Here is a 592-nt window from a genome sequence, read left to right on the forward strand (position 1 = left end):
GCTCAGTTGATCGCTTCCGCGATCGTCAAGGCCGTGGAGGCGAACCCCACGCTTTGCGACAGGGCCGACGGGGAAGTGTCCCCGCCACCGATCTGCCTTGAGGCCAAGGATTTGCGCGGGGGTTACGAGGTCACGACGCCGGAGCGAGTCTGGCTCGGTTTCAACTGGCTTTCTCATAGTTGGACTGCGGTGGAACTCCTCGGCCTCTTCGAACAAAACGTTCGCATCGCCGCTGCCGACGCGATCGAGAGTTTCAATTGCCGGGCACGTAGCTATGCAGCGATGCTCGCAATGCACGAAACTCCGCCGGTGCCGAGTGCCTCGTTCGTTTCGGTCGCGGAGCTGCGGCGGAGGGTCGAACACGTTGGCGGCGCCGATGCCTTGTCCAGGGTTCGAAATGTGGAGCAAACCTGGATCGACTCAGACGATCCCTTGGCTCAAACCCGTGCGGTGGTCGGTGCGATGATCACGGAAGCCGGTCTGGTCGGCCCCGCCGTTATCTACGGCCTCAGTAGCCTCGTTTATCCCGCCACCCATGTAACGACACTGGGCGACCACTCCGACTTTGCCGCCGCAATTGAAGCCGCACGAC

Annotated in this window: 1 pseudogene; it reads left to right on the plus strand. The window is 62.2% G+C overall.

Features of this window, described 5'->3' with window-relative positions:
• Positions 1–592: pseudogene (locus tag AC1DVA_RS29000) on the plus strand (M20/M25/M40 family metallo-hydrolase); the annotation flags it as partial.

This window comes from Allobosea sp. P4_C6 (genome assembly GCF_056402015.1).